The sequence below is a fragment of the Pseudomonas sp. PIC25 genome (assembly GCF_002286785.1).
Classification (GTDB): domain Bacteria; phylum Pseudomonadota; class Gammaproteobacteria; order Pseudomonadales; family Pseudomonadaceae; genus Pseudomonas_M.
Genome location: NZ_MUJY01000136.1, coordinates 41,629 through 54,686, shown reverse-complemented (window position 1 = coordinate 54,686; position 13,058 = coordinate 41,629). Strand labels below are relative to the sequence as shown.

At 63.6% G+C, this 13,058-nt stretch carries 10 protein-coding genes; 7 read left to right on the top strand and 3 right to left on the bottom strand.

Going from position 1 to position 13,058, the window contains the following annotated elements:
• The first annotated feature begins 48 nt into the window (after positions 1-48).
• From BZL41_RS17220 to BZL41_RS17205, 4 genes are all read left to right on the top strand, one after another.
• Positions 49-669, top strand: coding sequence for a putative metalloprotease CJM1_0395 family protein (locus BZL41_RS17220; RefSeq protein ID WP_095600443.1), 621 nt, complete (start codon positions 49-51; stop codon positions 667-669).
• Positions 670-838: 169 nt separating this feature from the next.
• Complete coding sequence (locus BZL41_RS17215; RefSeq protein ID WP_095600442.1) at positions 839-2,644, top strand: phenylacyl-CoA dehydrogenase; 1,806 nt, start codon at positions 839-841, stop codon at positions 2,642-2,644.
• A gap of 330 nt (positions 2,645-2,974) precedes the next feature.
• Positions 2,975-4,264 carry a diguanylate cyclase gene (locus tag BZL41_RS17210; RefSeq protein ID WP_095600441.1) on the top strand — a complete coding sequence of 430 codons (1,290 nt, stop codon included), beginning with the start codon at positions 2,975-2,977 and terminating at the stop codon, positions 4,262-4,264.
• A gap of 114 nt (positions 4,265-4,378) precedes the next feature.
• Entirely contained in the window at positions 4,379-6,175 is a 1,797-nt protein-coding gene (locus BZL41_RS17205; protein WP_095600440.1) for an acyl-CoA dehydrogenase C-terminal domain-containing protein, read from the top strand.
• A gap of 119 nt (positions 6,176-6,294) precedes the next feature.
• On the opposite strand, the gene ahpF is transcribed toward BZL41_RS17205, so the two are convergent.
• Together ahpF and ahpC are read right to left on the bottom strand one after the other, a co-directional pair.
• The gene (ahpF, locus tag BZL41_RS17200; protein WP_095600439.1) at positions 6,295-7,860 is read right to left on the bottom strand and encodes an alkyl hydroperoxide reductase subunit F; all 1,566 of its coding nucleotides are present in this window, start codon (positions 7,858-7,860) and stop codon (positions 6,295-6,297) included.
• A 263-nt stretch (positions 7,861-8,123) separates the two neighbouring features.
• The gene (gene ahpC, locus BZL41_RS17195) at positions 8,124-8,687 is read right to left on the bottom strand and encodes an alkyl hydroperoxide reductase subunit C (protein ID WP_084336021.1); all 564 of its coding nucleotides are present in this window, start codon (positions 8,685-8,687) and stop codon (positions 8,124-8,126) included.
• A 250-nt stretch (positions 8,688-8,937) separates the two neighbouring features.
• On the opposite strand from ahpC, the gene BZL41_RS17190 reads away from it, so the two are divergent.
• A complete protein-coding gene (locus BZL41_RS17190; protein ID WP_095600438.1) occupies positions 8,938-10,716 on the top strand; it encodes an acyl-CoA dehydrogenase C-terminal domain-containing protein in 1,779 nt (592 codons plus the stop codon).
• Positions 10,717-10,776: 60 nt separating this feature from the next.
• Here BZL41_RS17190 and BZL41_RS17185 read toward each other — a convergent pair whose 3' ends face one another.
• On the bottom strand, positions 10,777-11,433 hold the full coding sequence (locus tag BZL41_RS17185; protein WP_095600437.1) for an endonuclease: 657 nt from the start codon (positions 11,431-11,433) through the stop codon (positions 10,777-10,779).
• 579 nt (positions 11,434-12,012) lie between these two features.
• Between BZL41_RS17185 and BZL41_RS17180 the strand changes: the two genes are divergently transcribed.
• Together BZL41_RS17180 and pilV are read left to right on the top strand one after the other, a co-directional pair.
• Positions 12,013-12,504, top strand: coding sequence for a GspH/FimT family pseudopilin (locus BZL41_RS17180; protein ID WP_143518114.1), 492 nt, complete (start codon positions 12,013-12,015; stop codon positions 12,502-12,504).
• Positions 12,495-13,058, top strand: coding sequence for a type IV pilus modification protein PilV (gene pilV, locus BZL41_RS17175; RefSeq protein WP_256578186.1), 564 nt, complete (start codon positions 12,495-12,497; stop codon positions 13,056-13,058). Before BZL41_RS17180 ends, pilV begins: the two co-directional genes overlap by 10 nt.

The window sequence follows — 13,058 nt, the reverse complement described above, 5'->3', positions numbered from 1 at the left end:
CGTCTTGTCACCCTGGTCCGCCGCTAGGGCGGGCCAAGGAGCAACCGCGTGAACATCCCGCCGGCCTCCACGTCCTTTCCTCCCTCGGCCTCCCGCGCCGGTCTCCGTCCTGAAACGCCCTCGTCGGCGACTGCCGATGACCCCTCCCGCACTGGGCGCTCGCCGGCCGGGGCCGCAGAGGAGCGTCTGCGCCTCGCTGCCCTGGACGAATTGATCCAGCGCGACCGCGAAGTTCGCGCCCACGAGCAGGCGCATGCGGCTGCCGGTGGCGGTTATGCCGGGGCGCCGAGCTACACCTACTCGCGCGGCCCGGATGGGCGGCTCTATGCCGTCGGCGGTGAAGTAGGCATCGATACCGCTCCGGTACCCGGCGATCCGGCGGCGACCCTGCGCAAGATGGAGGTCGTTCAGCGGGCCGCGCTGGCCCCGGCCGAACCCTCCGCCCAGGATCTGCGGATTGCCGCGGAGGCTCAGGTCCAGGCGATGCAGGCTCGTCTAGAACTGGCGGTGCAGCAGCGCGGGGAAAGCACGGGCGAGAGAGCCGAAGAGGCAGAGGAGAAGGAAGCCGAGCCAGGCCGGCAGGCAACCGGGAGCGGGCCTAAGCTGGATCTATACCGGCGTCTTCAGGACGACGGGCCCGTCGCATCGGTGGTCGATCTGTACGCGTAGGCGGCACGCTGCCAGTGCTTGACAAGGGGTTGGCGTAAACGTATGTTTCAAACGCCTGTTTGACCGCTGGGCCGCATACCGGCTCTCGAGCGGCCGGGAATCGATCCCGCAAGCGACCGGAAACCCGGTCCCCCTGATAACTAGGAATCCACCGCAGAGGTTTACCGCTATGCCTGAGTACAAGGCCCCCTTGCGTGATATTCGTTTCGTACGCGACGAGCTGCTCGGCTACGAAGCGCACTATCAGAGCCTGCCGGCTTGCCAAGATGCGACCCCGGACATGGTCAACGCCATTCTCGAGGAAGGCGCCAAGTTCTGTGAGCAGGTGATCGCTCCGCTGAACCGTGTGGGTGACATCGAGGGTTGCACCTGGAGCGAATCCGGCGTGAAGACCCCGACCGGCTTCAAAGAGGCATACAAGCAGTTCGTCGAAGGCGGCTGGCCGAGCCTGGCCCACGACGTGGATCACGGTGGCCAGGGCCTGCCGGAATCCCTCGGCCTGGCCATCAGCGAGATGGTCGGTTCCGCCAACTGGTCCTGGGGCATGTACCCCGGCCTGTCCCACGGCGCGATGAACACCCTGTCCGCCCACGGCACAGACGAGCAGAAGCACACTTACCTGACCAAGCTGGTATCCGGCGAGTGGACCGGCACCATGTGCCTGACCGAGCCGCACTGCGGTACCGACCTGGGCATGCTGCGCACCAAGGCCGAGCCCCAGGCCGATGGCACCTACAAAGTCACCGGCACCAAGATCTTCATCTCCGCCGGTGAGCACGACATGGCCGACAACATCGTCCATATCGTCCTGGCCCGCCTGCCCGACGCACCGGCCGGCACCAAGGGTATTTCCCTGTTCATCGTGCCGAAGTTCCTGCCGAACGCCGATGGCGGCGTGGGCGAGCGCAACGCCGTGTCTTGCGGTTCCATCGAGCACAAGATGGGTATCCACGGCAACGCCACCTGCGTGATGAACTTCGACGGCGCCACCGGCTTCCTGATCGGCCCGGCGAACAAGGGCCTGAACTGCATGTTCACCTTCATGAACACCGCTCGCCTGGGTACCGCGCTGCAAGGCCTGGCCCACGCCGAAGTGGCGTTCCAGGGCGGCATCAAGTACGCCCGCGAGCGTCTGCAGATGCGTTCGCTGACCGGTCCGAAGGCGCCCGAGAAGCCCGCCGACCCGATCATCGTGCATCCGGACGTGCGCCGCATGCTGCTGACCATGAAGGCCTTCGCCGAAGGCAACCGCGCCATGGTGTACTTCACCGCCAAGCAGGTGGACATCGTCAAGTACAGCCAGGACGAGGAGCAGCGCAAGGCCGCCGACTCCCTGCTGGCCTTCCTGACGCCGATCGCCAAGGCCTTCATGACCGAAGTCGGCTTCGAGTCCGCTTCCCATGGCATGCAGATTTACGGCGGCCACGGCTTCATCAGCGAATGGGGTATGGAGCAGAACCTGCGCGACTGCCGCATCTCCATGATGTACGAAGGCACCACTGGCGTTCAGGCCCTCGACCTGCTGGGTCGCAAGATCCTGATGACCCAGGGCGAAGCGCTGAAAGGCTTCACCAAGATCGTCCACAAGTTCTGCCAGGCCAACGAAGGCAACGCGTCCGTCAAGGAATTCGTCGAGCCGCTGGCCAAGCTGAACATGGAGTGGGGCGAGCTGACCATGAAGATCGGCATGGCCGCCATGAAGGACCGCGAGGAAGTCGGTGCCGCTTCGGTGGACTACCTGATGTACTCCGGCTACGCCTGCCTGGCCTACTTCTGGGCCGACATGGCACGACTGGCCGCCGAGAAGCTGGCAGCCGGCGAAGGCGATGCCGCTTTCTACACCGCCAAGCTGCAGACCGCGCGCTTCTACTTCAAGCGCATCCTGCCGCGTACCCGCACCCATGTCGAAGCCATGCTGTCCGGCGCCGACAACCTGATGGAGATGGACGAAGAGCATTTCGCTCTGGGCTTCTAAGCCTTCGTCTGCATCGGTTCGAAAAATGCCGCGTACCTTTAGGGGGCGCGGCATTTTTTCTGTCGGGCATTTTGTAGGAGCGAGCTTGCTCGCGAACGGGACCGCGCACCAACGCTTCGCCAGCAGAGCTGGCTCCTACGAACGCTGGCATGGGGAGAAGTCCATTCGCCCGGCGAGTGGGTTGGGCGAATGCGTTCAATCCACGGAATGCCACAGGCTGACCGGCGAGTCGTCCGGCGCCGGTTGGCTGGCGATCCGGTATGCTCTACCCTTCAGCGGTGGCTGGCAAAATGCTAGCTTTCTCCCGTTCCGCCAGCTCCGGAGCCCCCCTTGCCTCGCTTCGCTGCGGTGCGCCTGACTCATTTTCTCCCGACGGTACTGTTGCTCGCTGCCGGGTGGCTGATCGCCCGGCTCCCCGCCCTCAGTGAGTTCTTCACTTCGCTGTTCAACGTTCTGCCCACCTTGCTGCTGTTGCTCGGTGGTGCGCTCTGCCTGGTGTATGGCCGCCAGCGCGAGCTGTTCCTGCTGGTGGTGATTTATCTGGGCTATTACCTGCTCGACACCCAGGTCGACCATTACCGTGCCACCGGCAAGATCCGTGACGATGCCGCGCTGGTGTTTCATCTGGCCAGTCTGCTGTTGCCTCTGCTGTACGGGCTCTATGCCGCCTGGCAGGAACGTACCCATCTCGCGCAGGACCTGATTGCCCGCGGCGCCGTGCTGCTGGCCGTCGGTGCGGTGACGGTGGGGCTGGCCCAGCGCTACCCCGGCGCGCTGCTCGTCTGGGTGGCCGAGGTGCGTTGGCCGAGCCTGCATGGCGACTGGATGAGCCTGGTGCAACTGGCCTATCCGCTCTTCGCGCTGGCCTTTTTCCTGCTGCTGGTGCAGTACCTGCGGCAACCGCGTCCCCTGCATGCGGCGCAATTGCTCGGCCTGCTCGGTCTGCTGTGGATGCTGCCCAATGTCTTTCTCCTGCCACACGGGCTGAATGTGATGAGCAGCCAGGTCATGCTGGTGTTGGTCGCAGCGGTAGCCCATGAGGCGTATCACATGGCGTTCCGCGACGAGCTCACCGGTCTGCCTGGCCGTCGCGCCCTGAACGAGCGGCTGCAGCGGCTCGGGCGCAACTACGTGATCGCCATGGCCGACGTCGATCACTTCAAGCGCTTCAACGACACCCACGGCCACGATGTCGGCGATCAGGTCCTGCGCCTGGTCGCCAGCCAGTTGCGCAAGGTGCGTGGGGGCGGCCGTGCGTATCGCTACGGCGGCGAGGAATTCACCCTGGTGTTCTCCGGCAAGACGCTGGAGGAGTGCCTGCCGCACCTGGAAGCGGTGCGCCAAGCGGTGGAGAACTACCAACTGCAATTGCGCGACAAAGGCAGCCGGCCGAAGAACGATCGCCAGGGCCGCCAGCGTCGCGGTGCGGCCACGGCTACCAGCGTGTCGGTGACGATGAGCTTCGGCGTGGCCGAGCGCCAGCAGGAGCAGCGCACCCCGGAAGAGGTGATCAAGGCCGCCGACCAGGCGCTCTACAGCGCCAAGAGTGCGGGCCGCAATTGCGTGCGGGCCCATGGCCAGAACCGGCGTGGCGCCGTGCGGGTGGCCGGCGCAGAGTAGAAGGCGGGCATTTATGGCCCTGCATTCAGCCGGCGCAATGTCGTTGTTCCTCCTGGCGGCTGGGCATAGCGTGGCCGGATCGCGCGATCGCGCCCCTGCCAAGGAGAACCGTCCATGCCCGAGTACAAGGCCCCGCTGCGCGACATGCGCTTCCTGCTCGATGAAGTCTTCGATTTCCCCGCGCGTTACGCGGCGCTGGGCGCCAGCGATGCGACGCCGGACATGGTCGGCGCGATTCTCGAAGAGGGCGCGAAGTTCTGCGAGCAGGTGCTGGCACCGTTGAACCGTTCCGGCGACGAGGAAGAGTGCCGGTTCGACAACGGCGTGGTGACCACCCCGAAAGGCTTCAAGGAAGCCTTCGCCCAGTACGCCGAGGGCGGCTGGATGGGCTTGTCGGCCGATGCGGCCTACGGCGGCCAGGGGCTGCCGCATTCGCTCGGCCTGATCTTCAGCGAGATGGTTGCCTCCAGCAATCAGTCCTGGGCGATGTACCCCGGCCTGACCCACGGCGCCATGTCGGCGATCCACGCCCACGGCAGCGAAGAACAGAAGCAGACCTACCTGACCCGCATGACCGAGGGCCGCTGGACCGGCACCATGTGCCTGACCGAGCCGCACTGCGGCACCGATCTCGGGATCATCAAGACCCGCGCCGTGCCCCGCGCCGATGGCAGCTACGCAATTTCCGGCACCAAGATTTTCATCTCCGCCGGCGAGCACGACATGAGCGAGAACATCGTTCACCTTGTGCTGGCCAAGCTGCCGGACGCGCCGGCCGGGACCAAGGGCATCTCGCTGTTCATCGTGCCGAAGTTCCTGCCGAACGCCGACGGCGGCGTGGGCGAACGCAATGCGCTGTCCTGCGGTTCCATCGAGCACAAGATGGGTATCAAGGCCTCGGCCACCTGTGTGATGAACTTCGACGAGGCCATCGGCTTCCTGATCGGCGAGCCGAACAAGGGCCTCAACTGCATGTTCACCATGATGAACCATGCCCGCCTGGGCACCGGCATGCAGGGCCTCTGCCTCGGCGAAGCGAGCTACCAGGGTGCGGTTCGCTATGCCAACGACCGTTTGCAGATGCGCGCCCTGACCGGGCCGAAGGCGCCGGACAAACCGGCCGACCCGATCATCGTCCACCCCGACGTGCGGCGCATGCTGCTGACCATGAAAGCCTTCAACGAAGGCAACCGCGCCCTGGCCTACTTCACCGCGCAACTGCTCGATGTCGCCCACCTCAGCGACGACGCCGCGCAGCGCGAGGAAGCGGAGAACCTGCTGGCCTTCCTGACGCCGATCTGCAAGGCATTCATGACCGATACCGGGCTGGAAGCCACCAACCTCGGCATGCAGGTCTTCGGCGGTCACGGCTACATCCGCGAGTGGGGCATGGAACAACTGGTACGCGACTGCCGCATCGCCCCGATCTACGAAGGTACCAACGGCATCCAGGCCCTCGACCTGCTCGGCCGCAAGGTGCTGGGCAGCCAGGGCAAGCTGCTGCGCGGCTTCACCAAGCTGATCCATAAGTTCTGCGAAGCCCAGGCCGGGCACCCGCAACTCAGCGCGCAGGTTGCCGAGCTGGCGGCGTTGAACAAGGAATGGGGCGAGCTGACCCTGAAGATCGGCCAGGCAGCGATGAAGAACCCGGACGAAGTCGGTGCGGCCTCGGTGGACTACCTGATGTATGCCGGCTACGTGACCCTGGCCTACTTCTGGCTGCGCATGGCCGTGGTCGCCCGGCAGAAGCTGGACGCGGGCGAGGGCGAAACGGCGTTCTACCAGGCCAAGCTGGTCACCTGCGACTTCTACTTCAAGCGATTGCTGCCCCGCACGGCGTCGCATCGAGCGGCAGTGGAGGCGGGGAGTGAGTGCCTGATGAAGTTGGAGGCGGAGCATTTCATGCTCTGAGAAGGGAGGGTAGCAGTTGAGTGCTACCCCATTTCCTGCGCATTCCGATATGGCTGGTTGCGCCAGGGCATGAAAAAGGCGCCACCAGTGGCGCCTTTCTTCTTTCCCCAGCCCGGTTATCAAGCCGGCGCAGACGTCCTGATCAAATGATCGAACGCCCCCAGCGAAGCCTTGGCGCCTTCGCCCACGGCGATGACGATCTGCTTGTACGGCACGGTCGTCACGTCACCCGCGGCGAAGATGCCGGGCAGCGAGGTCTGGCCGCGGGAGTCGACCACGATCTCGCCGCGCGGCGACAGTTCGACGGTGCCCTTCAGCCAGTCGGTGTTCGGCACCAGGCCGATCTGCACGAAGATGCCTTCCAGATCGAGCGAGTGGAACTCGCTGGAGTTACGATCCTTGTAGACCAGACCGGTGACCTTCTGGCCGTCGCCCTTCACTTCGCTGGTCAGTGCGCTGGTGATCACGGTGACGTTGGGCAGGCTGAACAGCTTGCGCTGCAGCACGGCATCGGCGCGCAACTGGCTATCGAACTCGATCAGCGTCACTTGGGCGACGATGCCGGCCAGGTCGATGGCCGCTTCCACGCCGGAGTTGCCGCCGCCGATCACCGCCACGCGCTTGCCCTTGAACAGCGGGCCGTCGCAGTGCGGGCAGTAGGCGACGCCACGGCCGCGGTATTCCTGTTCGCCCGGGACGTTCATCTCGCGCCAGCGGGCGCCAGTGGCGAGGATCACGGTCTTGGCCTTGAGCGAGGCACCGCTGGTGAAGCGGATTTCGTGCAACTGGCCGGCCTGGGTTGCCGGGATCAACTTGTCGGCGCGTTGCAGGTTCATGATGTCCACGTCGTACTGCTTGACGTGCTCTTCCAAGGCGCGGGCCAGTTTCGGGCCTTCGGTTTCCTGGATGGAGATGAAGTTCTCGATGGCCATGGTGTCCAGCACCTGGCCGCCGAAACGCTCGGCGGCTACGCCGGTGCGGATGCCCTTGCGGGCGGCATAGATGGCGGCGGAAGCGCCGGCCGGGCCACCGCCGACCACCAGCACGTCGAATGCCTGCCTGGCGCTGAGCTTTTCGGCATCGCGGGCGGCGGCGCCGGTGTCGATCTTGGCGAGGATTTCCTCCACGCCCATGCGGCCCTGGCCGAACGGTTGGCCGTTCAGGTAGATGCTCGGCACCGACATGATCTGACGCTGCGCGACCTCATCCTGGAACAGCGCGCCGTCGATAGCGACGTGGCGGATGTTCGGGTTGAGCACGGCCATCAGGTTCAACGCCTGGACCACGTCCGGGCAGTTCTGGCAGGACAGCGAGAAATAGGTTTCGAAGTTGAATTCGCCTTCGATGCTCTTGATCTGCTCGATCACATCGGCGGCGGTCTTCGAGGGGTGGCCGCCGACTTGCAGCAGGGCCAGCACCAGCGAAGTGAATTCATGGCCCATGGGAATGCCGGCGAAGCGCAGGCCGATGTTCCCGTTCGGGCGGTTGAGGGAGAACGACGGCCGGCGGGCATCGCTGCCGTCGGTCCGCAGAGCGATTTTGTCGCTCAGGCCGACGATGTCGTTCAACAGCGCCAGCAGTTCGCGGGATTTGTCGCTGTCATCGAGGGACGCGACGATCTCGAACGGCTGGGTGACCTTCTCGAGGTAGGCCTTCAACTGAGTTTTAAGCGTGGCGTCCAACATGATTGGCGGTACCCATTACAGAATTCGGAGAAAAAACACCCGGGCGGATCGCACCCGGGCGTCGGGCACGGAGAAAACGGGTCACGTCTCTCACGTAAAACGGATTGGGAAACGTAGCGAGCAGTGCTAAGGCAAGGCGAAATCAGGCGAGGGCGCGGAGTTTACGAGCTGTAAATGAGCAGCCCGAGCCTGGGCGGTCCCACCTGATTTCAACGCAGCATCAGCATCGCGCAGTAGTCTCGCGGCCAGTTTCACGGCCGTTTTTAGATCTTGCCGACCAGGTCCAGAGAGGGCGCCAGGGTGGCGTCGCCTTCCTTCCACTTGGCCGGGCAGACTTCGCCCGGGTGGGCGGCGACATACTGGGCGGCCTTGACCTTGCGCAGCAGCTCGGACGCGTCACGGCCGATGCCGCCGGCGTTGATCTCGACAATCTGGATCTTGCCTTCCGGATCGATGACGAAGGTGCCGCGGTCGGCCAGGCCGGCTTCTTCGATCAGCACGTCGAAGTTGCGCGACAGAACCCAGGTCGGATCGCCAACCAGCGGGTACTGGATTTTGCCGATGGTGTCGGAAGTGTCGTGCCAGGCTTTGTGGGTGAAGTGGGTGTCGGTAGACACACCGTATATTTCGACGCCCAGCTTCTGGAACTCGGCGTAGTTGTCGGCCAGGTCGCCCAGCTCGGTCGGGCAGACGAAGGTGAAGTCGGCCGGGTAGAAGAAGATCACGGACCACTTGCCCTTCAGGCTGGCCTCGGTGACTTCGACGAACTGGCCGTTGTGGTAGGCAGTGGCCTTGAACGGTTTGACTTCGGTGTTGATCAGGGACATGTGAACTCCTCGATGGGATGTGAAGGAAACACCGCAAAGACTACCGATAGGCCCGGCGAATTTTTAATTGATTGAAGCCATGGGATCGATTGCCTGTCTCAATAGGAAATGGGATTGGGGTGTGACTTTTTATTTGTTTATGGTCACTAAAAGACTCTATGAGTCAAAAGTGTTGTTCGGTTACACTGGGTTCCCGTTCAACGGCCGCTTTTCCCGGCCTCATTCGTTGAGTCACGCGAGGTTTCTTCCCATGGCTGACTACAAAGCGCCCCTGCGCGATATGCGCTTCGTCCTCAATGAAGTTTTCGAAGTGGCCAAGCTCTGGAACGAGCTGCCCGGCATCGCCGAAGTGGTCGACGAAGACACCGCCTCCGCCATTCTCGAAGAGGCCGGCAAGGTTACCGGCGGCACCATCGCCCCGCTGAACCGCAGCGGCGACGAAGAAGGCTGCCAGTGGAAAGACGGCGCCGTGACCACTCCGGCCGGTTTCGTCGAGGCTTACCGCACCTACGCCGAGGGCGGCTGGGTCGGCGTCGGCGGCAACCCGGTCTACGGCGGCATGGGCATGCCCAAGGTGATCGGCGCCCAGGTCGAGGAGATGGTCAACTCGGCCAACCTGTCCTTCGGTCTCTATCCGATGCTCACCGCTGGCGCCTGTCTGGCGATCAACGCCCACGCCAGCGACGAGCTGAAGGACAAGTACCTGCCGAACATGTATTCCGGTGTCTGGGCCGGTTCGATGTGCCTGACCGAGCCGCATGCCGGCACCGACCTGGGCATCATCCGCACCAAGGCCGAGCCCCAGGCCGACGGGTCCTACAAGGTCACCGGCACCAAGATATTCATCACTGGCGGCGAGCATGACCTGACCGAGAACATCATTCACCTGGTGCTGGCCAAGCTGCCGGACGCGCCGGCCGGTCCGAAGGGCATCTCCCTGTTCCTGGTGCCGAAGGTGATGGTCAACGCTGACGGCAGCCTGGGCGAGCGCAATGCCGTCACTTGCGGCTCCATCGAACACAAGATGGGCATCAAGGCCTCGGCCACCTGCGTGATGAACTTCGACGGCGCCACCGGCTGGCTGGTCGGCGAAGTGAACAAGGGCCTCGCCGCGATGTTCACCATGATGAACTACGAGCGCCTGGGCGTCGGCATCCAGGGCCTGGCCGCCGGCGAGCGCTCCTACCAGAGCGCCATCGAGTATGCCCGCGAGCGTATCCAGAGCCGTGCGCCGACCGGCCCGGTGGCCAAGGACAAGGCGGCCGACCCGATCATCGTCCACCCCGACGTGCGTCGCATGCTGCTGACCATGAAGGCCCTCAACGAAGGTGGCCGCGCGTTCTCCACCTACGTGGCGATGCAACTGGACACCGCCAAGTACAGCGAAGATCCGAGCGTGCGCAAGCGTGCGGAAGACCTGGTTGCGCTGCTCACGCCGGTCGCCAAGGCGTTCCTCACCGACGTCGGCCTGGAGACCACGGTGCATGGCCAGCAAGTGTTCGGCGGCCACGGCTTCATCCGTGAGTGGGGCCAGGAGCAACTGGTGCGCGACGTGCGCATCACCCAGATCTACGAAGGCACCAACGGCATCCAGGCGCTCGACCTGATCGGCCGCAAGGTGGTGGGTAGCGGCGGCGAGTTCTACAAGCACTTCTCCTCGGAGATCAAGGCATTCGTCGCGTCTGCGAGCAACGAGCTGGCCGAGTTCACCGGCCCGCTGAAGGCCGCCGTGGAAAACCTCGACGACCTGACTGCCTGGGTACTCGATCGCGCCAAGAACAACCCCAACGAGATCGGCGCTGCGTCGGTGGAATACCTCCACGTGTTCGGCTACACCGCCTATGCCTACATGTGGGCGTTGATGGCACGGACCTCGCTGGGCAAGGAAGGGCAGGACGACTTCTACGCCAGCAAGCTGGGCACGGCGCGCTTCTACTTCGCCCGCCTGCTGCCGCGCATCCACTCACTGACCGCATCGGTTCGCGCCGGCAGCGAGTCGCTCTATCTGCTGGATGCCGCGCAGTTCTGATCCTGCTGCCGTAACGAAAAAGGCCCCGCAGAATCGCGGGGCTTTTTCTATTTACCTGAATCAATCCGGAATCAGTTCATCTACCGCTGCCGGATTATCGATGAACGGATTGCGGGTGCCTTGCAGCACCTCGATCCGGTCGTTGCGCCGGCGTTCGTCGTCGTCGGGCGGATCGAGGCGGTGCCAGGCCTTGAACATCTGCACCTGGCCCGGGATGGGCAAGTGGTATTCCCGGTACATGTAGAAGATCGCCCGGGCGATGTTGCCCTTGGCGGCATCGCGGGGCTCCACCAGTTGGAAGGTAGCCTTCAGGTCACAGTCGATGTCGGTGAATTTGCTCGGCACGCTGTCGTCCAAGTCGCCGAACTGGGCATTGCGCCGCGCCAGCTCCACCCGGCTCAGGGCCGGATAGAGGTTGTGCAGGTCGGCGAGCATGTACGGGTACTGCGGATTAACCACGCTGCACTGGTTATCGGTGATGCAGCGCAGGGCATTCTTGATCTGGCGGGTGCTGTACAGCGGGCTGGCGGCGAGCTGGCTGCTTTCCCCGGAGAAGGGCTTGCCGCAGTAAAGCGTGTTGCCGCCGGCGCCATAGAGTTCTTTCCAGAACGCCTGATCGATGACGGCCTTGTGATCCGCGTTGCGGGTCTGGCCGCCGGCAAAGGCGGGGGAGGCGCAGGTCGTCAGACAGAAGAGGGCAATCGCAACTGCTCGCATGGTTTGCCTGGTGTCTTGGTCTTTGTAGGACAAAAATCAGTCTAACAAGACCTGTGTCACAAAATAAGCCTGACTTCCGGCTTGTTTGGGCGCCGTGTAGGAAAAGGCTTACACAAGGTGCCGCTTATCGCTTCTACCGGCCCATTGAACAGCCCATTAATCTTCTTCGCATGGACGTCGCGCAGGAAGCGCCAAGAACGCACAGGGATACGAGGATTTCCGCCAGGGAGGCGGCTCGATCACGGATGTCAGGATTCAGTCTGCAAAGCCCCGCACTGCGGGGTTTTTCTTTTTCCGCCAAGTCTTTTCAAGTCCTCTCTCCCCAGTCGTGGCGTGCGACCGCAAGGCGCTCATATCTCTCGGTTGCCTGGTTCTTCGTTGCCCCGCCAGCTTTTGCAAGGGGCGATATCTGCCACCCGTCGCACCATCGGGTATCGTTTTCGATACAGATGCTGGCTTCTTGTCTCTGTCGATACAGGCAAAAGGCTAGCGTAAGCGGGCCGATACCATTCACCCATAAGCTTCTACGTATCCCTGGATATAAAGACGCGGTCGAATATCCTCCGTGGGGTTTCACCCGTGCTTTCCTTCAGACGCATCGCCGGTTTCTCGCTGATAGAGCTGATGATCACCGTCAGCCTGTTGGCGATTCTCGCGTCTTTCGCGGTCCCCAGCTTCGCCAACATGGTGCGGCGCAGCAACGTCGAGACGGCCAGCAACGAGTTGTACGGCCTGTTGCAGTATGTCCGCGGGGAGGCCGTCACTCGTGGCCATAGCGTGACGATCGGCGCCGACGCGCCCGACGCCTGGGCGGGGGCCCTGGACGTGCGGGCGGCCAGCGGCGGGGAAACGAAGACCCTGCGTCACTATGACAACCTGAACTTCGCCAACGTCGTCGCCAGTGCGGCCGATTCGACGGTCAGCAGCATTGTGTTCCGGGCCAATGGCACCAGCGCCAACGCAACCACCATCACCCTCTGTTACGACGGCTATCCGGCGATCACCGGCAAGTCCATCGTCATTTCCCGCAGTGGCCAGGTTTCCGCCCCGGAGGACGCCTCATGCGAATGACCGGGCTTTCCACCCGCTTCCCCCGCTTCCATGGCTTCAGCATGATCGAAGTGCTGGTGGGCCTGGTGCTGACCTGTATCGGTGTGCTCGGCATGGTTGCCCTGCAGGCGCGCAGCATCCACTACACCCAGAGCGCCGTGAACCACAACCAGGCGATCCTGCTGGCCGACAACCTGCTCGAAATGATGCGCAGCAACCCGAGCGGTGCCCTCACGGACGATCTGTTCACGACTTCCTCGACGTACTACAAGGCGCCGGGTTCGGCATTCGCCAGCACCTCCACGAGCCTTGACGAATGCCTGAGCCGTGACCGTAGCAACGGTGGCAGCACGGTGGCGACCGCCGATCTCGATTGCTGGCGGCAGGAAGTGCAGAGCCTCCTGCCGGTGACCGACGATGCGCTCGAAGCCAGCTTCGCCATCTGCCCGAGCGCCAGCCCGGACAGTTGCTCCGCCAGCGGCAGTTCGGTGGTGATGATCCAGATCGCCTGGACGGACAACTCCGGCGAGTGCGACGACAACCTTTGCATCTACCGGCTACGCAGCGAGCTTTGA